This window comes from Nonomuraea sp. NPDC052116 (genome assembly GCF_040680035.1).
In the GTDB taxonomy this organism is placed as follows: Bacteria; Actinomycetota; Actinomycetes; order Streptosporangiales; family Streptosporangiaceae; genus Nonomuraea; species Nonomuraea angiospora_A.
In genome coordinates this window covers 159,375-183,345 of sequence record NZ_JBFAWA010000014.1, presented here as the reverse complement: position 1 = coordinate 183,345, position 23,971 = coordinate 159,375, and the positions used below count along the sequence as shown (strand labels likewise).

The 23,971-nt window shown below is 70.5% G+C and carries 22 protein-coding genes; 12 read left to right on the top strand and 10 right to left on the bottom strand.

The window, feature by feature from the left end; all coding sequences use genetic code 11:
* Positions 1–53: 53 nt before the first annotated feature.
* Positions 54–1,121: a LacI family DNA-binding transcriptional regulator gene (locus AB0L65_RS26960; protein ID WP_364250250.1), complete on the top strand. Its 1,068-nt coding sequence runs from the start codon at positions 54–56 to the stop codon at positions 1,119–1,121.
* Here the strand turns inward: AB0L65_RS26960 and AB0L65_RS26955 are convergent.
* A complete protein-coding gene (locus tag AB0L65_RS26955) occupies positions 1,063–1,932 on the bottom strand; it encodes an alpha/beta hydrolase (RefSeq protein ID WP_364250247.1) in 870 nt (289 codons plus the stop codon). The genes AB0L65_RS26960 and AB0L65_RS26955 overlap by 59 nt on opposite strands.
* 70 nt (positions 1,933–2,002) lie before the next feature.
* Between AB0L65_RS26955 and AB0L65_RS26950 the strand changes: the two genes are divergently transcribed.
* Entirely contained in the window at positions 2,003–2,968 is a 966-nt protein-coding gene (locus AB0L65_RS26950) for a DUF5937 family protein (RefSeq protein WP_364250244.1), read from the top strand.
* Here the strand turns inward: AB0L65_RS26950 and AB0L65_RS26945 are convergent.
* Complete coding sequence (locus AB0L65_RS26945; protein ID WP_364250241.1) at positions 2,941–4,122, bottom strand: FAD-dependent oxidoreductase; 1,182 nt, start codon at positions 4,120–4,122, stop codon at positions 2,941–2,943. The genes AB0L65_RS26950 and AB0L65_RS26945 overlap by 28 nt on opposite strands.
* 140 nt (positions 4,123–4,262) lie before the next feature.
* Between AB0L65_RS26945 and sigJ the strand changes: the two genes are divergently transcribed.
* Entirely contained in the window at positions 4,263–5,207 is a 945-nt protein-coding gene (sigJ, locus tag AB0L65_RS26940) for an RNA polymerase sigma factor SigJ (RefSeq protein WP_364250238.1), read from the top strand.
* A gap of 1 nt (position 5,208) precedes the next feature.
* Here sigJ and AB0L65_RS26935 read toward each other — a convergent pair whose 3' ends face one another.
* Positions 5,209–6,150, bottom strand: coding sequence for a hypothetical protein (locus AB0L65_RS26935; protein ID WP_364250235.1), 942 nt, complete (start codon positions 6,148–6,150; stop codon positions 5,209–5,211).
* A gap of 144 nt (positions 6,151–6,294) precedes the next feature.
* Between AB0L65_RS26935 and AB0L65_RS26930 the strand changes: the two genes are divergently transcribed.
* Complete coding sequence (locus AB0L65_RS26930; RefSeq protein WP_364250233.1) at positions 6,295–7,209, top strand: endonuclease/exonuclease/phosphatase family protein; 915 nt, start codon at positions 6,295–6,297, stop codon at positions 7,207–7,209.
* Positions 7,210–7,467: 258 nt separating this feature from the next.
* Here AB0L65_RS26930 and AB0L65_RS26925 read toward each other — a convergent pair whose 3' ends face one another.
* Positions 7,468–8,067 carry a histidine phosphatase family protein gene (locus AB0L65_RS26925; protein ID WP_364250231.1) on the bottom strand — a complete coding sequence of 200 codons (600 nt, stop codon included), beginning with the start codon at positions 8,065–8,067 and terminating at the stop codon, positions 7,468–7,470.
* A gap of 46 nt (positions 8,068–8,113) precedes the next feature.
* A complete protein-coding gene (locus tag AB0L65_RS26920; protein ID WP_364250228.1) occupies positions 8,114–9,352 on the bottom strand; it encodes a PEP/pyruvate-binding domain-containing protein in 1,239 nt (412 codons plus the stop codon).
* 59 nt (positions 9,353–9,411) lie between these two features.
* On the opposite strand from AB0L65_RS26920, the gene AB0L65_RS26915 reads away from it, so the two are divergent.
* Positions 9,412–9,807 (top strand): DNA-binding protein, encoded by a 396-nt coding sequence (locus AB0L65_RS26915; RefSeq protein ID WP_364250225.1) that lies wholly within the window; start codon positions 9,412–9,414, stop codon positions 9,805–9,807.
* On the top strand, positions 9,804–10,439 hold the full coding sequence (locus AB0L65_RS26910; protein WP_364250222.1) for a transcriptional regulator: 636 nt from the start codon (positions 9,804–9,806) through the stop codon (positions 10,437–10,439). Before AB0L65_RS26915 ends, AB0L65_RS26910 begins: the two co-directional genes overlap by 4 nt.
* Before the next feature lie 179 nt (positions 10,440–10,618).
* On the opposite strand, the gene AB0L65_RS26905 is transcribed toward AB0L65_RS26910, so the two are convergent.
* Positions 10,619–11,815 carry an MBL fold metallo-hydrolase gene (locus tag AB0L65_RS26905; protein WP_364250219.1) on the bottom strand — a complete coding sequence of 399 codons (1,197 nt, stop codon included), beginning with the start codon at positions 11,813–11,815 and terminating at the stop codon, positions 10,619–10,621.
* Positions 11,816–12,082: 267 nt separating this feature from the next.
* Here AB0L65_RS26905 and AB0L65_RS26900 point away from each other — a divergent pair, with 267 nt between their 5' ends.
* The 3 genes from AB0L65_RS26900 to AB0L65_RS26890 all read left to right on the top strand — a co-directional run bounded on the left by AB0L65_RS26900 (position 12,083) and on the right by AB0L65_RS26890 (position 16,806).
* The gene (locus tag AB0L65_RS26900) at positions 12,083–12,544 is read left to right on the top strand and encodes a hypothetical protein (RefSeq protein ID WP_364250216.1); all 462 of its coding nucleotides are present in this window, start codon (positions 12,083–12,085) and stop codon (positions 12,542–12,544) included.
* Positions 12,545–14,342: 1,798 nt separating this feature from the next.
* Entirely contained in the window at positions 14,343–15,458 is a 1,116-nt protein-coding gene (locus tag AB0L65_RS26895; RefSeq protein ID WP_364250213.1) for a hypothetical protein, read from the top strand.
* 211 nt (positions 15,459–15,669) lie between these two features.
* Positions 15,670–16,806 carry a serine hydrolase domain-containing protein gene (locus AB0L65_RS26890; protein ID WP_364250210.1) on the top strand — a complete coding sequence of 379 codons (1,137 nt, stop codon included), beginning with the start codon at positions 15,670–15,672 and terminating at the stop codon, positions 16,804–16,806.
* A 14-nt stretch (positions 16,807–16,820) separates the two neighbouring features.
* On the opposite strand, the gene AB0L65_RS26885 is transcribed toward AB0L65_RS26890, so the two are convergent.
* Positions 16,821–17,718 (bottom strand): IS5 family transposase gene (locus tag AB0L65_RS26885; RefSeq protein WP_364250468.1). Its coding sequence is split into 2 segments (ribosomal slippage): positions 16,821–17,375 and positions 17,377–17,718, totalling 897 coding nucleotides; the frame shifts between segments, so codons are not numbered across the junction.
* A 124-nt stretch (positions 17,719–17,842) separates the two neighbouring features.
* Between AB0L65_RS26885 and AB0L65_RS26880 the strand changes: the two genes are divergently transcribed.
* Together AB0L65_RS26880 and AB0L65_RS26875 are read left to right on the top strand one after the other, a co-directional pair.
* Positions 17,843–18,706: an SDR family oxidoreductase gene (locus AB0L65_RS26880; protein ID WP_364250207.1), complete on the top strand. Its 864-nt coding sequence runs from the start codon at positions 17,843–17,845 to the stop codon at positions 18,704–18,706.
* Between the two features lie 64 nt (positions 18,707–18,770).
* The gene (locus AB0L65_RS26875) at positions 18,771–19,007 is read left to right on the top strand and encodes a hypothetical protein (protein WP_364250204.1); all 237 of its coding nucleotides are present in this window, start codon (positions 18,771–18,773) and stop codon (positions 19,005–19,007) included.
* A 7-nt stretch (positions 19,008–19,014) separates the two neighbouring features.
* Here the strand turns inward: AB0L65_RS26875 and AB0L65_RS26870 are convergent, their stop codons facing one another.
* The 3 genes from AB0L65_RS26870 to AB0L65_RS26860 all read right to left on the bottom strand — a co-directional run bounded on the left by AB0L65_RS26870 (position 19,015) and on the right by AB0L65_RS26860 (position 22,166).
* The gene (locus AB0L65_RS26870) at positions 19,015–19,542 is read right to left on the bottom strand and encodes a DUF2071 domain-containing protein (protein ID WP_364250465.1); all 528 of its coding nucleotides are present in this window, start codon (positions 19,540–19,542) and stop codon (positions 19,015–19,017) included.
* 79 nt (positions 19,543–19,621) lie between these two features.
* Positions 19,622–20,200 (bottom strand): DUF4232 domain-containing protein, encoded by a 579-nt coding sequence (locus AB0L65_RS26865; protein WP_364250201.1) that lies wholly within the window; start codon positions 20,198–20,200, stop codon positions 19,622–19,624.
* 397 nt (positions 20,201–20,597) lie between these two features.
* The gene (locus AB0L65_RS26860; RefSeq protein WP_364250198.1) at positions 20,598–22,166 is read right to left on the bottom strand and encodes a M28 family metallopeptidase; all 1,569 of its coding nucleotides are present in this window, start codon (positions 22,164–22,166) and stop codon (positions 20,598–20,600) included.
* 217 nt (positions 22,167–22,383) lie between these two features.
* Between AB0L65_RS26860 and AB0L65_RS26855 the strand changes: the two genes are divergently transcribed.
* Entirely contained in the window at positions 22,384–23,889 is a 1,506-nt protein-coding gene (locus AB0L65_RS26855; protein ID WP_364250195.1) for a phosphoesterase, read from the top strand.
* The last annotated feature ends 82 nt before the right edge of the window (positions 23,890–23,971 follow it).

The following is a 23,971-nucleotide window of genomic DNA, read 5'->3' as shown; positions in this document are numbered from 1 at the left end:
CGCACAAGCGGACGGCTCCCTCGCCGAGGGAGCCGTCAAGTAGGCTCTGGACCATGGGAGTTACCGGTCACACGCCACCGAACGACACTCCTCCCGGCCGGTCCGCGAGCATCTGGGACGTCGCCCGAGTGGCCGGCGTCTCCCAGCAGACCGTCTCCCGCGTCATCAACGGCAAGACCCGCGTGAGCGAGTCGACCCGGGCCAAGGTGATGCAGGTCATCGCCGAGCTCGGCTACCGCCCCAACCGGCTCGCCCGGACGCTGGCCGGTGGCCCGGCGAGCTCGGTCACCGTGCTGACCTCCGACACCGCCCTGTTCGGCGCGGCGGCCACGCTGCGCGGCATGGAGGAGGCGGCCAGGGCGGCCGGCTTCTCGGTGGGCATCAGCGTGCTGGAGCCGGGCGCGAACAGCACGGACGTCGCCCTGCGTCTCAACCGGCCCCAGGAGCCCGTCATGGTGATCGCCTACGACGACCCCGGCGAGCGGGCGCTCCGCGAGCTGCCGCCGGACGTGCCGGTGACGGCCGCCGTCGAACGCCCCGACAACGGCGCGGGCGGCGATCCGTGGCAGGTCTGGCTGGACGACCGGGCCGCGGCGGCGCACGCGACGCGCCACCTGCTGAGCCTGGGGCACCAGACCGTCCACTACGTGGCCATCCCGTCCTCCACCAGCGCACTTCCGCAGCGGACCCGTGGCTGGCAGGACGCGCTGCGGGCCACCGGCCGCCCCTTGCCCGACCCCCTGCACGGCGGCTGGACTCCCCGCTCCGGATACCTCGCCGTGCGCTCCCTGCTGGCGGACCGCTCGGTGACCGCCATCCTGTGCGGCAACGACGACCTCGCCCTGGGCGTCATGCGGGCCGCGCGCGAGGCCGGACGCGACATCCCCGGCGACCTCAGCGTGGTCGGCTTCGACGACACGCCGGCGTCGGCCTACCTCCACCCCTCGCTCACCACCGTACGGCTCGACTTCGAGGGCCTCGGCCGCGCGTGCTTCGGCCTGCTGCTGCGCAGGCTGCAGCCGGAGGCCGCACTGTCCCTTCCGACCTGGAACGAGCCGGAGCTCATCGTGCGGGAGAGCAGCGGCCCGCCGCCGGCTGCTCCAGGAACGCCGCGACCGTAGACCTGAACCGGTCGGCGTCGTCGAGCCACGGGAAGTGTCCGGCGCGGGCCTGGATGACGAGTTCGGCGTTCGGGAACAGCCCGGCGAACTCGGCCATGGCCGGCGGAGGAGCTCCCAGATCGACCTCTCCCGCGAGCAACAGGACGGGCGATGCGAACCGGGCGAGCGCGGCGCGGGTGGCCTCAGGATCGAAGGCGCCTTCGGCACCGAAGGCCGTCATGACCTCCGGGTCCTGCCGCTCCGCATCCGCCGCGTGATGGGCCTGCGCCACCCCGTCCCACCGGCCATAGGAGAACGGCGCGACGGCCTGCCAGCTGTCGTTCGTGGCCTGGCCCGCCACGATCGCCTCGAGGGCCGCGAACGCCTCCGGGAACCACGGCTCGTCGCGGCGCAGCCGAGCCGTCTCGCGCCGGAGGTCACCTGAGATCGCGATGCCGACGGCTCGGACGCTCGGGGTGATCAGCGCAAGCCTGCCGACGCGCCGCGGGTGGCGGGCCGCGTACTGCGCGGCCAGATTCGCGCCGGCGCAGTGCGCGAGCAGGTCCATCCGGTCCAGGCCCAGGTGCGCGCGCAGGGCCTCCACGTCGGCGACGAGCCGGTCACAGCGACAGGACGCGGTGTCCTGGGGTTTCGCGGACTGTCCGGTGCCGCGCGAGTCCAGCATGATCAACTGCCGGTGCGCGGACAGGCCGCCGAGGTCGCCGAGATAGGTGGCGGCCGTCGGCCCGCCGGGCAGGCAGACCACCGGCGCGCCGTCCCCGGCCACGTGGTAGCTCAGCTTGGTGCCGTCGTACGAGGTGAAGAATCCCATGCCCCGCAGCCTGAGGGGTGGTGGCGGCGGTGGCTATTGTTTAGCCACAGCTACATGATGGGTGGGACGGATGGCGGTCGAGATCAGGTTCACCGCGGCGTCGGTGGCCAGGGTGCGGTTCGCCGTCTCGCCGCTGGGGGAGACGGTGCTCGCACTCCGGATCCTGCTGGGCACGGGCGGGCACGCGGTGCACCGGCCCTGGGTGCGCGGGGCACGTCCGCTGATCGCGGACGAGCGCGAGCTGCCGCTGCTGCGGGCGCTCGTCGCGGGACCGATGCCGTCGTTCCTGTTCCCGGTGCCGCAGGAGCGGCTGCCGTCGATGGCCAGGGAGCTGGAGCTGCTGCGGGCCACGGAAGAGCCCTTCTTCCGGCGCGAGTACGGAGCGGTGCTGGGCATGCCGGTCGAGGAGGTCCCCGAGCCGGCAACGGTGCTGCCGCGGCTGGCGCAGGCGCTCCACCGGTGCCACGAGCTGCTGATCGCTCCGCAGTGGGGCCGGATGCGGGCGGTGCTGGAAGCCGACGTCGCCAGGCGGGCGCTCACCCTGGTGGACGGCGGGGTACAGGCGCTGTTCGCCGAGCTGCACCGGGACATCGCCTGGGACGGCGGCCAGCTGGTGGTGCACGGCCGGCGCACCTCGCACGCCGTCTACACGGTGGACACCGGTGGGCAGGGCCTGGTCCTGCTGCCCAGCGTCTTCAACTGGCCGAACGTGGGCGTCGACAAGTCCCCCGTCGCCGCCGCGTCGATCCGTTATCCGGCGGTGGGCGTCGGCCTGCTCTGGGAGCCGCCCCCGCCGGCGCTGGCGGGCCTGGCCCCGGTGCTGGGGCACACGAGGACGGCGCTGCTCGCCGCCCTGGCCGAACCCCGGACGACCGCGGCCCTGGCCGCCCGCCTGGGCATCACCCCCAGCGCCGTCTCGCAACACCTGGGCGCGCTGCGAGGGGCGGGTCTCGTCTCGACGCAGCGCAAGGGCCGAACCGCGCTTCACCTGCGCACGGAACGGGCGGATCACCTGTTGGGCAGCTCGGCCCCATAAGGCTGCTCGGGACGCGGGCCGCCCTTCACCCAGAAGAGGGAACCCGGTTTGCGGGCCTCGCGGCGGATCCTCTTCACCGCGAAGTTGCAGGTCACCTCCTTGATCGTCGCGCCCATGCGGCCGCCGACGTAGAGGTTCACCGCGGTGTCGTCCTTGCGGGCGATCTGTCGGATGCCGGTGTGCCGGCCGAGGCTGACACACGCGCCCGAGAAGGCCAGGCTGATCACCGCCGGTTCGGTCCCGGCGATGCGGCTCAGCACGGTGTCGGCGGCCTGCGCCCCGAGCGGGCCGGCGGCGTAGCAGCTCATCCGCAGCGGTTGGCCGGACGGCGCGGCGGCGTCCCCGGTCGCCACGATGCGATCGTCGTCGACGCTGGTTAGCGTCTCGTCGGTGAGCAGCCGGCCGAGCGCGTCGGTGCGCAGCCCGCTCGCGGCCGCCAACCGCGGGACGCCGAAACCGCCCGCCCAGATGGTCAGCGCGCTCGCACGTACCCCACTGTCGGTGAAGACGACCGCGTCCGGCCGGACCTCGCACACCATGCCGTCCTCGAGCACCGTGACACGGTGCCGGGACAGCCACGTGGCCACGGCCCGGCGCGCGGGCGCGCCGAAGGACGGCGCCAGGGCCCGGCCGCACACCAGCGTGACCGCGCGTCCTTGCTCGGCCAGCTCGGCGGCCGTCTCGATGCCGGTCAACCCGCCGCCGACCACGGTGATCGGAGCATCGAGGGGCAGCTCCTCCAGCCTGGCACGCAGCCGCTGCGCGGGCTCGTACTCGGCGATGTCGAACGCGAACTCGGCCGCCCCGGGCACCGAGGACGGTATCGCCCCGGTGCTGCCGACGGCGTAGATGACGTAGTCGTAGTCCAGCGCGCCGCCCGACTCCAGCCGTACGGTACGGGTGGTGGTGTCGATGCGCGTGGCGCTGTCGACGACCAACCGGATGCCGTCGCCGAGCAGCGTGCCGTAGTCCACCGTGGCGTCCCTGGTGCCGGCCGCGAACTGGTGCAGCCGGACCCGTTCGACGAACTCCGGGCGGGGATTGACCACGGTGATGCCGACGTCGTCGCGTATCCGCAGATGGTTGGCCGCGAGTGTTCCGGCGTAACCGCCGCCGATGACGATGACCTTGGTGAGGGTGGGGTTTTCGGACATGGCGAGGTTTCCCTTCTCGATCTCACCGAACCGACAACACAACCCCTCGGAATGTGAGGCGACGCGCCAACCTCACAGTTCACCGCGCTGTCTTGTCGGAGTGGTGAGAGCGGAACGCGACCGAGGGAGCCGGCGACACCATGACCTTCCAGTCCGAGCCAGGAGGCGGCCGGCTCGACCCGGGCCTGAGCGCGATCATGAGCGAGCGGCGCCAGCTGATCAACCTGGCGTACCGGCTGCTCGGCTCCCTGGCCGATGCCGAGGACGTCGTCCAGGAGACCTACGCCCGCTGGTACGCCATGTCCCGGCAGGAGCAGGACGCCATCGCGGTTCCCGGCGCCTGGTTGACCAAGGTCGCCAGCCGCGTCTGCCTCAACGTGCTCTCCTCGGCACGGGCCCGGCGCGAGACCTACGTGGGCGAATGGATCCCCGAGCCGCTACCCGAACCCACGGAGTGGATCAACGGGCGATCGGCCGGCATCACCGCCGACCCGGCCGACCGCGTCACCCTCGACGAGTCGGTCAACATGGCCTTCCTGGTCGTGCTGGAGTCGATGACCCCGGCCGAGCGCGTCGCGTTCATCCTGCACGACGTCTTCCGCTACTCCTTCGCCGAAGTGGCCGAGATCGTCGGCCGCACCCCGGCGGCCTGCCGCCAGCTGGCCTCCTCGGCCCGCCGCCGCATCGGCGCCTCGCAGGCCCCCGCGACGCCGGCGTCCCGGCAGGCCGGCATCGTCAGGAACTTCAAGCAGGCGTGGGAGGCCAAGGACATCAAGGCCCTCATCGACCTCCTCGATCCCGACGCCACGGCCATCGCCGACGGCGGCGGCATCGTCAGCGCCGTGCTGCACCCGGTCCAGGGCGCGGAGCAGATCGTACGCCCGCTGGTCCATTTCACCGGCAGGCTCCGCAACCTGACGCTCCTGGAGCGCACGGTCAACGGCCGGCCCGGCCTGATCGCCCTGCAGGACGGCGCCATCATGGCGGTGATGGCGTTCGACATCGCGGACGACCGGATCAAGCACATCTGGGCGGTACGCAACCCCGACAAGCTCCGGTCGTGGATGACGGGACCGCAGCAGTAGTTCAGGAGGACGTCCCCTCGCCGGCGATCAGGGCGGCGCGCAGCCGTTCGTACGTCGGAGCCAAGCGGCGCAGGCCGGCCGCGAGCGCCACGTCGTCGCCCGACACGACCGGACCCTGCAGTCCTCCGACGAGGCGGGCCTGCTCCGCGGCGACGGCCGCGGCCGCGTCGAGGCCGAGGGATGACAGGCAGGCGGCGAGGTCGTTGAGGCGACGGGCGCCCACCCGTACCGCGAACGCCTGCCACAACTGCCTGATCTCGGGATCCAGCCCTTCCTCGACCAGCCGGGCGGTGCGCTCGGCGGCTTCCGCCTGCCCCAGCGTGCCGGGCGGGACCTCCACGTCCGTCCGCCCGGCCAGCCAGGCCGCCCCGGCGGGCAGCGAGCGGCGCAGCGCCTCCTCCGGGGTGACCACCTCCCGCCGGGTGAACCCGTACCGCATCCGGAACGGCCGATTCAGGTAGGTGATCAGCTCCCCGCGCCACGCCTCGGTAAAGGCGTCGGCGTGCAGCGTGGCGTACGGGTAGCCCTCCGGGTCGTGCATGAGCACGGTGTCGTCGTCCACCTCCAGCACCACCACGTAGTGGTCGGCGCCGATCGCCTTGCCCGACCCCGGCTGGAACGACAGCAGACCGAGCTCGAGCGGCCCGGCGAGCACCGGGCCGTCCTGGCAGGCCCGGCGCAGCCGGTCGAGCGCCGCCGCGGCCGTTCCCCCGTCCGCGCGCTCGCACTCCCAGCCGAGCAGTCCGATCGCGTCGTCGAGCCCGATCTCGGGATCCCAGCCGAACGGGTCGAACAGCGGAAGGCGCCCGCCGATCAGCTCCATTCCGTAGGGGGAGCCCGTCAGGACCTCGATCACGGCCGGAGGCGGCGCCTCGTCACCGAGGAGCATCGCGAGGGAGTTGGAGTAGCAGTACGGCCCGGAGCCGATATAGGTGACATCCATGGCCATACCGTGCCGCCTCACACGATGTCAGGGTCAAGCGCGGCGGCCACCGGCGCGTTCGCCGAGAGCGAGATCAAGAACCGGTCGGCTTGCTGACGCATCTGAACCGTCATCACGGATCACGCAGCAACGGAAGGACTCTCGATGACGCGTTCACGCCTGTTCGGCGCCGTCATGGCGGCACTGGCGCTCACGGCCGGACTCATGGCGGCAGGAGGCGTGCCCGCGCAGGCCGCCGTCCCGGCGCGGACCATCAAGATCATGACGTGGAACGTGTGCGGGAACAACGGCGACTGCCAGTACTACGAGGACCCGGACGGGCTGATCGCGGCCATCAGATGGCACATGCTCGGTCACGGCGCCCCCATGGACGCGGCCATCATCCAGGAGTTCTGCAGCTCCTTCGCCAAGCCGCTCGAACGCGAGCTCGAGGAGCACTACGGCAGCGGATGGGACGTGCGCTTCGCGCCCATCAAGATCAAGCGGGGCGCCGACCCGGCGGCCGCGCCCGACAAGCAGTGCGTCCGCGGCCGCGGCGACTACGGCATCGCGATCGCCGTGCCCGAGGAGAACACCTGGTACGGGATCAACTACCTGCCCTCCGTCGAGGGCACCGAATGGCGGGTGGCCGTGTGCGCCACCGTCGAGTCTTGGCAGGTGAAGCTCTGCAACGCGCACTTCAGCAACGGCGGTGAGGACTCCACCGGCAGCATCCGCGCCCAGCAGGTCACGGCCTACCAGGAGTTCGTCTGGCCGTCCCGATTCCGGGTGATCTTCGGCGGGGACCTCAACAGGACACCGCCCGGAAGCGCCGCCTCCGGTGGTCTCACTCCCCTCTACAACGCGTTCGTCGAGTGTGCGCAGGCCGACCAGTCCTCCCCGCGTACCGGTCCCGGGACGTACTACACGACCACCCCGCACGACAACGACGCGACCGTGAAGCTGGACTACCTGTTCACCCAGCCGGGCATCGCGCACACCTGCGGCGTGCCGGGATCTCCGGTCGCGTCCTCCGATCACCGGCCCATGTGGATGACCGTCAACCTGCCCGCGACGTGAGCCCGGGGCCCTGACTCGGGACAGGAATCCTGAAACGGCAAACTCCGCCCGGACCGTGACGGCCCTGTCCGGCCCCTTCACCCTGGCCGACGCCGAAGAGGCGGTCGCCGACCTGCCGGGCCGATCGGGCGCGGCACTGCTGTCGGACCTGGTGGACCACTCGATGGTGCGGCACGAGGGGGACACCTTCCGGCTGCTGCTGCCGATCAGGCACTACATGAGCGCGCCCGCCGAGGCCCGCGCCTCCCGTCGTGACCGTTACGGCCGCACGCTGTCGGGGAACCCGGTCCAGCGCAGGCCGGGCGGGAGGTGGCTCATGTCGTTGAACATCACGATCGTGGGCGGCAGGCCGTCGCGGTACTCGATGACCGTCAGCGCGGTGTTGGCGCTGTTCAGCCCGAGCCACCGGGACGGCGGCGCGTCCAGCGCGTGCCGGACCAGCCACGCGATCGGGTAGGCGTGCGTCACCAGGACCTCGTGGGTGTCGGGCTCGTGATCGGGGACCTTCGCGAACCGGGCGACCAGGGCCCCGGCGAGCCTGTGGCCGGAGGCCGCCTCGGCCTCGTCGTAGCCGTCGAAGAAGCCCGCCCAGGACCGGGGTGTCTCGGCCGCGCCGGGAACGTAGGGCACGTGGTCGATGAGTTCGGCGGCCTCGGTCACGGGGACGTTCGGCAGGTGCCGGGCGAGTTCGTGCGCGCTCGCCGTGGCGCGTGGCAGCGGGGAGTGCCACACGGCGTCGACCGGGATGCCGGCGAGCCGTTCACCCAGCAGGCTCGCCTGCCGGTGCCCGACGTCGGTGAGCTTCCCGAACGCGTCGGCCGCGCCGTGGCGTGCCAGGTAGAGGTGTCGCGTTGCCATGAGCGGTGAGGGCGCGGTGCCCGTCTCCTTTCCATGAAGTGAACGGTCACGCTTCCGTCGCCGTGACGGCGCCGGTGCTGCCGTCGATGGTGATGACGGTGCCGTCGTGGAGCCTGCCCGTCGCGTCCGGGACGCCGAGGACGGCGGGGATGCCGAGCTCGCGGGCGACGATCGCGGCGTGCGAGAGCACGCCTCCGGTCTCGGTGACGACGCCGGCGGCGATGCGCAGCAGCGGCGTCCACGCCGGGTCGGTGAAGGGGCAGACGAGGATGTCGCCCGGGTGGATGCGCGCGAAGTCGCCGGGACCGCGGACGATCCTCGCGGTGCCGGTCACGGTCCCGCGGCTGCCCGGTGTTCCGGTGAGGGCGCCGGCCGGGGTGTCCGAGGTGCCGGGAGGCGGTGGGAGCGCGGCCGTGACCGGCCGGGCCTGCAGCACCCAGGTGCGGCCGTCGGCGATGGCCCACTCGATGTCCTGCGGTCCACCGCGTAGGGCGGCGATCTCTTCGCCCAGCCGGGCGAGCCGCGTGGCGGTCGCGTCGTCGATCGCCGGCCGGTCCCGGGCGGAGGCGGGCACGTCGCTGACGACGAGCTGCCGGCCGCGCCGGTCAAGGCGGGTCCGTTTGTCGGCGATGGTACGGGTGACCGACCCATCCTGGGCGACGCGGTAGGCGTCGGGGGTGACCGTGCCCCCGACGACGCTGGGGCCGAGGCCCCAGGACGCCTCGATCTCGGTTGCGCCGTTCGGGTCCGCGGGGGTGAACATGACCCCGGACACCTCGGCATCCAGATGGCGCTGGACGATGACGGCCATCGCCAGATCGTCCGAGGGCCGGTCGTCGTGCCGGTCGTCGTGCCGGTCGTCGCGTCGATAGTCGATGGCTCGTGGCGAGAAGAGCGAGGCCCAGCAGGCACGTACGGCGTCGGCGACCTCGCCGGCCCCGCGCACGGCGAGGAAGCTCTCGTGCTGGCCTGCCGCCGAGGCCTGGCCGGTGTCCTCGTTCGCCGCCGATGATCTCACCGCGACGGGCGGATCGCCGAGCTCGTCGAGTGCGCGTCCCAGCGCGTCGATCACGGAGGCGTGGACCGGGCGGGCCTCGATCGCCGGCCGCATCGCGTCAGGATCGTCCGGCCCGTCGAGGTGCAGGTCACGGACGGCGGCGAGGTAAGCGTCGTACGACACGACGAAGCCGTCGGGAACCGGCAGACCCGCGCGGAGCAGCGCGCCGAGCGCGCCGGCCTTGCCCCCGCACGTGCCGGGGACAGCCTCCACCAAGGGTACGATCACGCGTCCTGCCCTTCAACAAAATATTGACAACGTTTCGTTGATTCTGCATCATCGGTCGCATGGTACGCAAGGACGACATCGTTCACACCGGGGACGCCGACCACGTCCAGGCCCGACGTGAGCAGGACGCGAGTAAGCGGCTTCTGAGTTTGGGCGCGGACGCGCTCGACGCCCGCCCGTGGCGGCCCCCGCCCGCCCCGCCGTCGGCGGTCGACCTCGTGCAGTTCGCCGTCTGGCGGCACGCCGACCTGGGCCCGGAGGACGTGCTGAGTGCGCTCGCCCTCCTGCCCGCCGCGCGCGCCGAGGTCGAAGGACTCGAGTCCGGCCTGCTGTTCATGGCCCGGAGCGCGGGGCTGACCTGGGCGCAGATGGCGCACGCGATGGGGTTCAACTCGCCGCAGGCGTGCCAGCAGCACTACAACCGCCTGACGGCACGACAGGAGGACGGCTCGTGACGCGGGACTCGTCGCTCGGCCTCCTGGCCCTGCACTCCGTACGCATCACCGGGTACGCGGACACCCCGGTGATCGCTCGCCGGTACGGGCTCGACGCGGCCGAGACGAAAGAGATGCTGTACGACGCCGAGGCTCGTGGCTGGGTTCAGCACACCGCCTTCGCCGGCTCCGGGGGCTGGTCATTGACGGAAGCGGGCCGGGCCGAGAACGAGCGCCAGCTCGCTGCCGAACTCGCCGGTGTCGGCGGCGCCGACGAGGTCCATGACGTCTACCGCGAGTTCCTCCCACTGAACGCCCTCCTGCTGCGGGCCTGCACCGACTGGCAGCTCCGGCCCACTGACGGCGACCGGCTCGCCCCCAACGATCACTCCGATTTCGCCTGGGACGCCCGGATCCTCTACGAGCTCGGCGGCATCGACCGCGCACTCGCGCCGCTCGCGGACCGGCTCGGGAGCGTCCTGACCCGGTTCCGCGGATACGACACCCGGTTCACCGCGGCGTTGGCGCGCGCCCGAGCCGGGGAGGGCGCCTGGGTCGACCGCACCGACGTCGACTCCTGCCATCGGGTCTGGTTCGAGCTCCACGAAGATCTCATCGCCACGCTCGGCATCGACCGGCGCGCGGAACCCTGACAGACCGGCGCTCGCGAGCGGGTGGCCGACCTCTGACACGCCGGCTCGGCCACCTCGCACCGCGGGCGGGTGACCGACCCTGGCACGCCGGCTGGCCACCTCGCTCGCAGGCGGGTGGCCGACTCTGACACGCCGGCTGGCCACCTCGCTCGCAGGCGGGTGGCCCAGCCGGCATCCGGCTACATCCGCTTCCACGTGCCGTCGATCAACCGCTGCGCGAGCGCGCGGTGAGCGTGGCCGAAGATCTCGATGTGCCGCTGGACCCCGGATCTGCCCATGATCATCGGGTTGGGCGCCGCGGGGTTCGCCTTGAGGGCGCGTAGGTGGCCGAAGATGCCGCCCTGGTAGGCGTGGGTGTTGATGAAGGTGTCCGCGCCCTCCAGACCGGCCAGGCCCTGGACGTAGTCTGCGGAGACGGCGTACTGGGCGGCGACGTCGGCGTTGTCGTTGCCGCTCCAGACCAGGAGCTTGTGGGTCTCTCCCCGGTGGACGACGGGGACGATGACGTGCATCTGCCCTTCGGTGTGGCCGGGGGCGAGGATGGCGACGGCCTCCGTGCGCCGGCCGATCCGGATGCGTCTCATCCCGACGGTGTGGCCGGGAGTGGCCTCGACCGTGATGTCGATCCGGCTGGGGAGGCGCGCCAGGCGGGCCCGGTACTCCTCCTCGGTGTACTCGTGGCGGTGTGCCCGCAGCTCGGCCAGGTCCTTCGCGACGGCGTCGGCATCCCTCCGCCCCATGACGAACTTGGCCCGGCGCGCATGGTTGTCGCGGAGCAGGTTCGCGCCGCCGATGTGGTCGGCGTGGCGGTGGCCGAGGAAGACGTAGCGGATGTCCCTGGGGTCGAGGCCCGCGGCGGCGGCCTGGTCGAGGAACTGGCTCTGCATGTCCTGCGGAGTGGTGAGGGCGTCTAACATGATCAGCCCGTCCGGGGTGCGGACGATCACCAGGCCGGTGTGGTCGGTGCCGAAGTACCAGGCGTTGTCCATGAACTGCACGCCGCCCGCGGGCATCGGCTTGGAGTACTCCGAGTACAGGAAGCCCGTCGGTGAGACGAGGTCCTTGGCCGGATCGACGGGCCGGTCGATGGGCTGGCCGGTGCCCGCGTCCCTCGGGCTGCGGTAGCCGGTCTGGCACCACACCCGGTACTGCCAGCGGATGACCGGATTGTCGTCCACCTCCGCCAGGGCCCTGGCCGCGGTGTCATAGGCCTTGGCCAGCGGCAGGTCGGGGGCGAGCGGACCGCCCCAGGGCACGTCCAGCGCGACCTGGGCCGCGGCGGGGGCGGGTGGGATCAGGGTGGCGGCCAGGCCGCCGATGGCGAGCATGCCGAACGCGCGCCGGGAAGGCGTCATGGTCGGGCGGAGCTCAGGCACGGATTCATTCATCGCAGTCCTGCCTTGTCGGGGGGATGGTTATAACCTATACGTCACCCTGAAGCGGGCGGTCAACAGCCAATTCCTCCCCAATGGCGGAGTCTTGACGCGGAAGGTTATAACGGTGCACAGTGTGTGGCATCGCAAGTGAGGCTGCTTGCTGGACCGTCATGCGCCTCCGTCCGCCCGTAGCGATGCGGCCGGGCGGGGCGATATCCGGATACCGGTCGTGGTGCGGGGGCCGCGCACGCGAGCCTGGAAGGGGCCATGATGGCGCAACGACCTGACGGCGGTGACTGGGGCGCGCTGCTGGTGGCGGCCTCACCTGACTCAACTGGCTCAACTGGCTCGCCGGATTCGCCGGACTCGCAGGTCGAGGTGCGGGACCTGTATGCCTGGTTGCGCCGGGAGCCCGAGCTGCGCGCCGCGCTCCGGCTGATCGAGAAGCCGCCTCCCGACGGGGCGCTGGGGCCGGTGGCCGAGGCGGTACAGGTGCTGGCCGACGCGCCGGAGGTGGTGGCGGCCGTGGCGAGCATGGTGATCGCCTGGCTGCGGTACCGCAGGACCGATGTGAAGATCACCGTGAAGCAGCGCAAGGACGGGCCCGAGGTGCAGGTAACCGCCACTGGCCTGCGGGCGCTGAGCCCGGCGCAGACGCTCACCCTGGCCAGGCAGATCGAGTCGGCGTTACGGGACGGCCACAAGCCTCCGGAACTCCCGGGCGGCTGAGCCCGCCGCCGGGCCGCCCTGGTTGCCGGCCGGATCAGGGCGCGAGCCCTGTCGGCCGCGAACGGCGGGCACATCTTGGGATCGCGGGCCCTGGTGGTCGCGAACGGCACGCGCAGGGCCGCTCCCCCCTCAGCGGTCACAAGGGGCCGGTCTACCAGCCGGCCTTCAGCCCCGACGGGCGCACGCCGGTGAGCGGGGCGGGCAAGGGCACGACGGTGATGTTGTGGGATGTCGGCTTCTTGGTTGATCGCTCCCTGTTCGCATCGGTGTGCGCCGAAGGTCCCGGACGCTGATCACCGTCCTGCACATCTCAGATGCATGTGCATTTGCGAATTTCAGCAAATTGCCGGGGAGGGTTGGGGACCGGCGACGGCGCATCGTACGCTGTGCGATCACGGCGGAATGTTTGTCCGTTGGCGGCGGGGCAAGGATCCTTCTCCCGTACGCCATGGGTGAACGGCACGCAAAGGCCCCAGGACAAGTCGCCACTTTTGTGGACAAGAAGCCCGCGATCTTGCTAAACCGGGCATCTGGTCTCGGGTGGCGACTTAGCCTGGGGCCTGCATCACCGGTGCATCAAGTGGTTACTTGATGAGGAACCACGCCGCGGCGGCAACCGCGATGACGATGCACAGGCGGATGGTCCGGGGGGTACTGTCAACTACATCCCGGACCATCCGCGCCACCTCCCCGATCCAGGTGGAGGGTGGTGGCGTCTCGGGGCTTACCGGCTCGGGCTCGCGGCCCGAGCCAGATTCGGGGGGCGTTTCCGGCATCGTTCTCCTTTCAACCTTTTCGTCAGACGATTTCGTCTGACAACGAGAAAAGGCCCGCTTCGGACATTCCGCCTCATTTGTGACACATGGGACGGTATCCAGCAGCGAGCCGTGACATGTCTCCTTTCGGTTACCCCGACCGTCGCGCAGAAGTGGTGGCCGGTTGCCACCCCTTTCCAGGTCCGGGTCGCCGTTCCGGAGTCTGTCGAGTCACACCTAACCCCGCGGTCCCAACGTTCGCAACCAAATCGCCACAGTCCGAAGCGTCTCACCTTGAGTGACCGTTGAGCTACCAGATGCCCGAGTTTCTCCATTGCTCGACATCGATTGGCCCACCTGTGGAAACCGGCTTCATGCGAAGGATTCGCGGGGATCTCTCGCCCCCGGTGCGGTCAAGTCGCAGTTGCCGTGACTTCGGCGGCTTCGGGCCAGGTCAGGGCTGCGTGCGAGACCGGTGACGCCGGTGCGTCACAGGCCGTGCGACCGCCGTAAGGCGAGACGGGTGATGTTCACCATCCCATGCTCGACGCCCGTCACCGTCGTGACGATCAGGAAGACCGGAACAGACCGATTCGGAACGAGCTGATATCGGAAAGCCCTTTCCTATCACATGAGGCACAGGCGATCGGAAAAGGGATCGTTCCGGATCGTTTCGGACCGCTACCTCTCCTGGGGCTCGCACGCTGTTCCACATCGTTCCGGATCGTTCTGGAACGCCTCCGTCGCGAGGCCGACTCCACGATAAACGCCCAGGTTAAGACCGTTCCGAGATGATCCGGTGCTAGACGGGGGAAACGCGTAGGGCATTCGGCTCTGCGCCGATACGGAAGAATCGGAGCCGCACTTCCTCCTTCAATGGCGATCAGGATTGGCGGTGCAGATCGCCCATGCGTGAAATCCCTCCGGCCGCGACGCCGGCGGCCCGTTGCGTGGCGGCGCTGGTCGCACTTCGACAAAAGGCCGGAAATCCGTCATATGGTGAAATTGTCAGACTGTCAGGGCGGCGGCTGAGCAAAACCGCCGTGCAGAACGTGCTGACCGGCGCGCGCAAGAACCCGCCCCGCTGGAGGTGGGCGGCGGAGTTCTTCACCGCGTGCCGGCGGTACGTGGAGAACACCGGCCTGGACCCCGAAGTCGTGCTCGGCAGCAAAATGGCGTGGCACCAGCACTATTCGGCCCTGCTGGAGGCGCCGGAGGCACCGGCGGCCCGCGATCAGCCTGACCCCGTCCCCGGCCCGGGCGGTCCTTCCAGCCCCAGCCCGCCCGCCGCCGGCCCGCCTGCGCAGCCCCCGCCGAAGACCCGTGACGGCGACGGCGCCGACGGCGGCGCGGTGATGGTGTCGGTCCCGGTGTCCCCGCTGGAGAGCCTGACCGTGCCGGCGACCGGCTCCTCGCCGGACTCACTGGCCGACCTGCTCCTCGACCAGGTCATGAAGCAGTGGGACGGCCGCACGCCCGACCTCGTCCCGGACAACTGGCCGGCTGCGGAGAGCCGCCCCCGCGAGCCGACCGAGACCGTCCCCGCGCGCCCCCAGCCGCTGCTGGAACTGCCGCAGCCGGTGGAGCAAGAGGCCACCTACGCGGCGCTGACCGCCATCGGCGAGAAGAAGAGCCTCACCCACGAGCGCATGCGCGACTGGTTCGGCCCTCGCGGCGCCGCGCTGTGGGAGGCCGCGGACGCGCTCTGCGTCGCGGGTCCCTGCGCCGACCGATACGCCCGGGCCAACCTGCAGCTGGGCATCCTGCTGGTGAACCGGAACGCCCTCCATGAGGGCAACCAGCTCCTGCAGCGGGTCCGGCAGGTTCTGCCCGAGATCGCCATCGGGCCGGTTCCCTGTCACGGCGACTACTTCTTCGGCACCATCCCGGCGGACATCTGCCGGCGGGTGGCCCGCGACTACCGCGCCGCCGGACGTACCGACAAGGCCGAGGAGTGGCTGCGATACGGCAACGCCCTCGTCGCACCCCTGTCCATCAGCCTGGCCATCTCGGCCCGCGGGAAGCACGTCCGCCGGGCCGGAACGTTCCAGCACCACCCGCTGACCAACGCCGCGGAGATCCACCGGCTCTTCTGGCAGGCGGAGCCGCGCACCGGCGAAGGGCGCACCACCTTCCCCCTTGCCTCGTCCGGCCATTAGAGCGTGTCCCGTGATCATGTGAGGGCGGTGGGCAGGAGGTCCCCGCCAGCAAGGTCACCGACTTCGCCGGGGAGGCGGTGGTGCCGCCGTGTTGCGCGATTACGGGGCGGAAGTCGTAGCTGCACGGTTGGGCTAACACCAAGGAAACACGGCCCGCCCTAGAACTGTGGCTCGACATCTGATTTTTCGGACTTCCGCAGAGGGAGACTTCATGGTTTCGCGTCGAGCGGCAGTGGCTCGCGTCGCCTCGGTGGCGTGCGCGGCGCTGGCTCTGAGTGTGGCCGCGCCCGCGACCGCCTCGATATCTGCCGACCCCGTCAAGGTCGGGGACGTGCAGAAGGCGATGGAAGGCTTGGTGAAGACGGGCCATGTGGTGGGCGCCATCGGCGAGGTGTATGTGGACGGCAAGCGGGTCGGGAAGGGATCGGCCGGGTCCCGCTTGCTCGACGGCAAGGGTGGCGCGATCCCGTCCACCGCCCGCTACCGGATCGGCTCGCAGACCAAGGGCATGACCGCCACCGTGGTGCTGCAGCTGGTCAAGGAGGGCAGGCTGAGCCTGGATGACAAACTCAGCGAGGTCCTGCCGGAGGTGGCGGACAAGGACCTGGTGGAGCGGGCCGACGAGATCACGGTACGCAACCTGATCCAGCTGACCTCGGGCATCCCCGACTACATCGGCGCGGACGTGAATCCCCTGGACCCCACGCGCAACTACCGCCCGACCGACCTGCTGGCGGCCTCGCGCAAGAACCCCCGGCCCGTGGAGATCGGGACCTTCAACTACTCCAACACCAACTACATCCTGCTCGGCATGATCACCGAGAAACTGGCCGGGAGGTCACTGGCGGCTGAATTCAACCGCAGGCTCTTCGCCCCGCTCGGAATGCGCGATACCTACCTGCCCATGAAGGCTTCGGTGGGCATCAAGGGCCCGCACGGGCACGGTTACGCCCCGGACGAGACGGGCAAGCTGCACGATGTCGACAAGCTCAACGTCACCACCATGCTCGGCGCCGGCGGCGTGGTCTCCACCGCGCGCGACATGAGCGCCTTCCAGCGCGCCTTCCGCCAGGGCAGACTCCTGCCGGAGTCGCTGCGCAAAGTGATCACCGATCCGGCGCCTGGCATGCCGCCGCTGCCGTCCGGGGGTCCGTGCGCCGGCAAGCCCGAGTTCGCCTCAGGAGGCGGGGGCAGCGCCCCCGGCTTCACCGCCGCGACCTACACCTCCTCCGACGGCCGCCTGCAGTTCGCCGTGTCCGTGACGGTGGCCATGGACGATGCCGAGCGCATGACCACGCCGCAACGCATCACCAACGCTCTCAAATCGGTGTTCTGCCCGGCGACATAAAGCGTGTCCTGTTATCACGTGACGGGGTCCCGGAGCCAGATCCGGATCGAGGCGACATCGAGGGTGCCCTGGTAGATGCGCTCGCGCTTGTCGAAGCGGGTGGCCACGGCCCGATGCCGGCGGAGCTTGTTGACGCAGCGCTCGACGGTGTTGCGCTCCTTGTACCGCTCAGCGTCGAAGTTGGGCGGGCGGCCTCCGGCCGAGCCCCGCTTGAGGCGGTTGGCCTTCTGATCCTCCTTGACGGGGATGACCGCCTGAATGCCGTGTCTGCGCAGGTAGGCGCGGTTTCCCCGGGAGGAGTACGCTTTGTCGCCCATCGTGCAGGTGGGCCGCTTGCGCGGCCTGCCCGGCCCGCGCCGCCGGATGCGGATGGACTCAGTCAATGGGATGAAGCGGGGCGAGTCGCCGTGCTGGCCGGGGCTGGTGAGCCGGGTGATCGGACGGCAGCGCCGGTCGGCGACCAGGTGAATCTTGGTGGACAGGCCACCTCGGGAGCGGCCCAGCGCCTCCCGAGGTGACGTCACCCGTTCGTGATCTTTATCGGCCCTTTGAGAGGATGTCGAGGGCTGGGGCATGCCGCGCCCCGGCCGCGTGCTGGTGGGCGCGCACCACCGTGGAGTCGGCGCTGACCGTCCAGTCCTCGCCCTCGGCCTCATCGCACCCCGCCCGTAGCTCATCGAGGATCCGTGCCCAGGTCCCATCCAGTGACCAACGGCGATGCCGGTTGTAGACCGTCTTCCACGCCCCGTAGCAGGTCGGCAGGTCCCGCCACGGGGTGCCCGTCCGCGTCCGGTGGAAGATCCCGTTGATCACTGTCCGGTGGTCGTTCCACCGCGCGCCCCAGCCCGTGCTCACCGGCGGCAGCGGCTCCAGCCGTTCCCACTCCTCGTCGGTCAGATCATGACGTTTCAGACGTTCCTCATCCAAGCTAATGATCTACACCAAACCGGCACCAAAGATCACGGGACACGCCCTAGCACCACCCCGCGCCGATCCGCGGACGTTAATCCCGGGCGAGTCCGGGCATGCGCGAGCCATGCCAGAACGACCGGACAGCACGCCACTCGCACAGAAACAGCCATACCCGGGACACACCGAACGCATGGAGCCCGAGCCGCGTGACGAGATGCGTCACTACACCGGCAGCGGACTGCTGGCAGGCAAGCGCGCACTGATCACCGGAGGCGACTCCGGGATCGGCCGGGCGGTGGCCGTGGCCTTCGCCAAGGAGGGCGCCGACGTCGCGATCGCGTACCTGAGCGAGCACGAGGACGCCGCGCACACGCTGAAGCTGGTCGAGGCGGAGGGCCGGCGATGTGTGCTGATCCCGGGCGACCTCGCCGACCGCGACCACTGCGCCTCCGTCGTCGAACGGGCGGTCTCGGACCTCGGCGGCCTGGACATCGTGGTGAACAACGTCGCCTACCAGCAGCCCGTCGAATCGCTGGAAGCGCTGTCCGAGGAGCAATGGCAGCACACCTTCGACGTCAACATCCACAGCTGCTTCCGCATCACCAAAGCGGCGCTGCCGCACCTGCGCGAGGGCTTGGCGATCATCAACACGTCATCGGTGAACGGGCTGCGCGGCAACAAGGCGCTCATCGACTACGCCGCCACCAAGGGTGCGATCAACGTCTTCACCTATTCGATGGCGCAGAGCCTCGTGGAGCGCGGCATCAGGGTGAACGCGGTGGCTCCGGGCCCCGTCTGGACTCCTCTCATCCCGGCGACCATGCCGGAGGAGAAGGTGGAGCAGTTCGGCGAGCAGGTCCCGATGCGGCGGGCCGCCGACCCCGACGAGATCGCCCCGTCGTACGTGTTCTTCGCGGCCGGGCGCCTCTCGTCGTACTACACGGGCGAGGTCCTGGCCCCCATCGGCGGGGAGACCCTGCCCGGCTGAGCGGGTTACCGGGTCCGACGGAGGGCAGGCGAAAGGTGAGTCGTCGACCGAAGGAGGGGGCAGCATGGTCGTCGAGCCCACCAAGAGCGAGTACGGCAGGCGGATCGCCTTGCCCGTGGTCGGTACGGTGCCCCTGCCGGGGCCCCAGCACCTCGTCTTCTACGCGGTCCTGGTCTCTCTGGGGATATTGGAGATCGTGGAGTGGCCCGTCGTGGGCATCGTCGCCATCGGCCATCTGCTGGCCGGCCAGCACCGCCACCCCAGCCTGCAGCAAATCGGAGAGGCCGCGGAAGCGGCGTGAGCCGTGGTCACCAGGTCCACATCCCCACCCGTACCGGCACTCCAGGGGAGGCATGCAGAACGGGAGGCTTCTCACAGATGGGCAGCCCCGCCGCCTGGATCAGGTCCTGATCCAGGCCGATGAGACGGGAGCGGTACAGCGGCCACGGCGGATGCTCCACCTGCGCGGTGGCCGGCCGACCGGCCACGAAGGTGAACAGGCGGTAGCGGGCGGTCAGGAAGTGCGCGAGTTCGTCGCGTTCGCGTTCCGCCAGGGGCGCCCCTCGCTCCGCCTCCGCGTCGCACCGCGCGCCGGCCGGGCCAGGCCGGCGCCGGCGGCAGCGGTAGCGAGTGCGGCCGTCCCTGGTGTCCACCGACATGTCCGACCAGAAGTAGGGCAGCCCGAACCGGACGCCTCGCATGAGAAAGGGCGTGAGCCCGATCCACGCCGCCCCGTCGAAGGTCTCCACCGTGAGGCCGCCCGGCACCAGAGCCCGCACGCACGCGGGCGGATAGCGCCAGTGGATGAAGGTGATCTCCGACCAACGGTGGTACATCACCGGCCGATGGACGCGGGGCGACGGTGGAGCTCGCACCCTGGACCACTGCCCTCGTCGTGCGGGCGGGAACAGGCTGTCAGGCGCGCGCGCCCGGGGCGAGCGGCCGGACGTCGATCCGCCCGGAGTCGCACGCCATCGCCGTGAACGGGATCTCCAGGTGGGCCACCTCGTCCGGAGGGATGATCATCAGGCGGGCCGAGGTCGGGCATCGCTTCTCGGCTCCGGTCTGCACCATCACCCAGTGCAGCCGGGCGTGGGCGGAGGCCTTCGGCTTCAGCACCACCCGTTGGGGCCGGACGTTCTCCCTGCGCACCCGCGTCCGCATGGCGTCGCCGTTGCCGTCGAACATGACCAGCCCGACGAAGCCGTACACCCAGCAGGTCTGGGCGGAGGTGTTGGTCAGCACCAGCGGCGCGTACACGTTTCCCGCCCCCGGATCCTGCCGCCCGAGGTGCGCCGAGAGGGCTTCGGTACGGCAGCGCCCGGGCGCCGACCCTTCTCCGCGGGCGGAGGCCGCCGCGAGGCCGATGTTCGTGGTCGCCGGGCCCTGCGCACTGACCGCGGTGGCCTCACCGGAGGCCGGGAGGCCGCACACGGCCAAGGTTAGCAGTGCGCTCGCCGTCATCGCCGATCCGGCACGTTTGAATCGCTGCATGCTCTGTTGGATGAGCCTCACGCCTGTTTGGTTGGCACGCCGTCACGGTGGTCGCTCGATTGTTAGCGTTAACTTTCCTTTCTTCGTCGGGCCGGTGAAAGTGGTGGTGGGGCGGAGCAAATACGAGGCGATCGGGCGGGGCTCGCGCTGCTGCGCGACTCGTCCGCATGGATCGGTGTCAAGCGCGACGGCGGCGCGACCAGGGTGGTGATGGTCAACAACCTCACCATGGACGGCAACCGGAACACCACCGGCACCGGGTCCGAGGTGGCCGGAGCGGGTGTCTCCGGAGGCCGGATCTGGTTGCGCGCCAACGCCGACATCCGTCCGGGCGCGGGCAGGCAGGGCCGGCCGCCCCCAGGTCGGCCTCGGTCGACCTGGGGGCGGCGCGCCCGGCTCAGCCCTTCGACCGGCCCTGGAGGTCGGCGCCGGCGCTGGTGGCGGCGCGCTTGGTGGTGGCCGCCGCGCGGGTGTCGGGGCCGGGCAGGTCGGAGGTGAAGCCGTAGACGACGGTCGCCGTGGCGATGGCGCCGGTGTTCAGTGCGAGCGCCTTGTCGTTGATGTTGGCGATGGTGTCGCAGGCCTGGTGGTAGCAGGGGTCGTACGGTTCGCCGGCGGTGCCGCCGAACAGCGCGGCCTCTTCGGCGGTCTTGATGCCCTCGGCGCCGGTGAACAGGCCGCCTGCCGGGATGCCGGTCGCGATGAACGGTCCGTAGTCGGAGCGGCCGTCGAAGTCGGTCCCGTTGTGGCCCTGACGCAGCGTGTCGAAGTACTTCTCGAAGAGCTTCTCGATCTCGTCGGATCCGGGCGGGCCGGCGGGGGAGCCGACGCCGTCGCTGTTGTCACCGTCATAGATCTTGAACGCGTAGTTGGTGGAGCCGATCATGTCGTAGTTGAGGTACAGCTTGATCTTGGCCAGGTCGGCGGCCGGCAGGGTGTCCACGTAGTCGGTGGAGCCGAGCAGGCCCAGCTCTTCGGCGCTCCACCAGGCGAAGCGCAGCTTGTTGCGGGTGGGGACCTTGCCGAGCGCCTCGGCCACCGCGAGCGTCGCGGCGCTGCCGGAGCCGTCGTCGTTGATGCCCGGTCCGGCCGGTACGGAGTCGAGGTGGGCGCCGGACATGACGACCTTGTTCGGGTCGCCCCACTTGGAGTCGGCGATCACGTTGTGGGTGGTGCGGATCTCGCTGATGGTGTCGGTCTTGAGGTGCACCACGCTGGTGGCCGAGGCGAGTTCCTGGCCGACGGCGAAGCTGGTGCCCAGGACGGGGATCGACACGGGCTCGCCGAGGTTGCCGAGCAGGGTGTCGGTACGGCCGGGCTGGCCCTCGTTGAAGATGATCGCGGCGGCGGCTCCGGCGGCCTGGGCGTTCTGCGCCTTGACGACGAAGTTGCAGGTGCCGCGCTGGAGCAGGGCGATGTTGCCGGGCGTGAAGCCGGCGAAGTCGGAGGCCTCGCAGCCGGAGCTCGAGCTGCTGGGCGTCGGGCCGGGGGGCAGGACCAGGTCGACGTTCTGCAGGGTCCCGGTCACCTCACCGGAGCCGGAGTAGGTCATGGTGGAGAACTCGCCGGTGGAGGAGCCGTCGGGCGGGGTCGGGGTGAAGACCCGCGGGTTGGGGGAGGTCCGCTCCAGCAGGGCGGTCGACTTCTCCTCGAAGAAGGCGAAGTCGAACGGCTGCACCGTCACGGTGTAGCCGGCCTTCTTGAGCTTGCTGACGACGTAGTCGCGCGAGGCCGCGTGCCCGCTCGTGCCGGCCGCCCGGTTGCCGCCGTTGGCGTTGGCGATCGCCTGCAGGGCCTGCAGGTGCTTCTTGACAGCGGGCGCGGTGATGGAGTCGATCAGCTTCCTCTGCACCGTGTTCGGTCCCGGGTCCGCCTGCGCCGCGGCTGGGACGAGCGCGAGGGGTAAGGCGAGCGCCGCTGCCATGGTGAGGACGCGGTACGCACCTCGGCGCGAGGTGATGCGCATGTGAGCTCCTTTGACTCGCAGGAATCGGTGCATTCTGCCCGAATCGGCGGCATTAGGAGAACGTAGACCGCCATACCCGCCCTCGGGAAGACCCGAATCGCACAGCCGCCGGTCCCCGACTGTTCTTCTCGAGGCCGGGGATCCGTTGATGGCGCGTCACGTGTGATGGATGGACTCGTGCGGACATATAGCGCCCTTTTGAGAGGAACTATCCTCGATGTCCGCTTCTCCAGAGAACGAGCTCGTGACACGACGGCGGTTGCTCGCCGTCACCGGCGGACTGGTCGGCGCGGTCGCCGTCGGCGGCCTGACCGGTCCGGCCTGGGCCGACGACCGGCGCCCCGGCGGGAGCCGCCGGCGCTGGCTGCCCGGCGACCACCATGTGCACAGCGAGTTCAGCGTGGGGTACGACAACTCCACCACCCCGCCCAAGCCGATCATCGGCGGGGACGCGATCTACCCGTTGTCGGTCAACGCCACGCACGCGCAGCAGTTCGGGCTCGCCTGGATCGTGTCGACCGACCACGGTGGCCCGCTGCACTCCAAGCTGGACGCGGAGCAGAGGTACCCGAGCCTGCTGGAGGCGCGCCGGTCGGTGCCGCGGGTGCTGCAGTTCTACGGCATGGAGCTGGACACGCCCGCGGCCGACCACTCCAGCCTGATCATCCCGAAGGTGTCCTCCGAGCGCGACATCCTGTTCCAGCTGGAGAGCCGCTTCTCCAAGCGTGACCCGTTCCCCGCGGACCCGACGTTCGACACCGAGCAGAAGATGCTGGAGGCGCTGCGCGTGATGCGGCAGCTCCCGCACAAGCCGCTGCTGTTCGCGAACCACCCCGCCCGCTCCGCCTCCGGGCTGGGCGTCTACGGCCAGGACACCCCGGCGGAGTTCCGCAACTGGAACGACACCGCGCCGGAGATCGCGCACGGCTTCGAGGGCGCCCCGGGCCACCAGGCCGGCACGCTCAGGAAGGACGGCAGCATCGACCCGGACGGCGAGCGCGGCGGCTACGGCAACTACCCCACGATGGGTGGCTTCGACCAGATGACCGCCCGGCTCGGCGGCCTGTGGGACTCGCTGCTCGGCGAGGGGCGCCGCTGGTGGATCACCTCCACGTCCGATTCCCACCGGCACTACAGCGACGGCGGCAGCGACTTCTGGCCGGGCGAGTACTCCAAGACGTACGTGCACGCCGGCTGGGACTACGCCGACATCCTCGACGGTCTGCGCAGCGGCCGGATCTTCGTCGTCATCGGCGACCTGATCGACCAGCTCGACCTCACGGTCTCCCGCGCCGGCCAGGCGCAGGGCCAGGCCGAGGGCAACACCGTCAGCGTCGGCGAGACCCTCACGCTGCGCGGCAACGACCGTGACGCCGAGGTCGAGGTCCGCTTCCGCGTGCCGCGTACGGCCAACGCCAAGGGCCAGCGCCCGCAGGTGAAGCGGGTCGACATCATCACCGGCCGGGTCACCGGCCCGGCCAAGGACCGCTCCTCCGACACCAACCCCACCACCAAGGTCGAGGCCCGCTACGGCGCCGGCCAGTGGCGGCGCGACGGTGACGAGATCGTCGTCCGTCACACGGTGCGCGACATCGACGGCCCCATGTACGTCCGCGTCCGCGGCACCAACACCGACGAGCTCGAGCCCCAGCCCGACCCGAAGGGTTCCGACCCGTGGGCCGACCTGTGGTTCTACTCCAACCCGGTGTTCATCGAGCGCTGACACCAAGCTGGGATGACCGGGCGCGGCGCGGCGCCCGGTCATCCCGCGCGGCCCGCATGGCCTCGGCGACGAACGCGTCCTT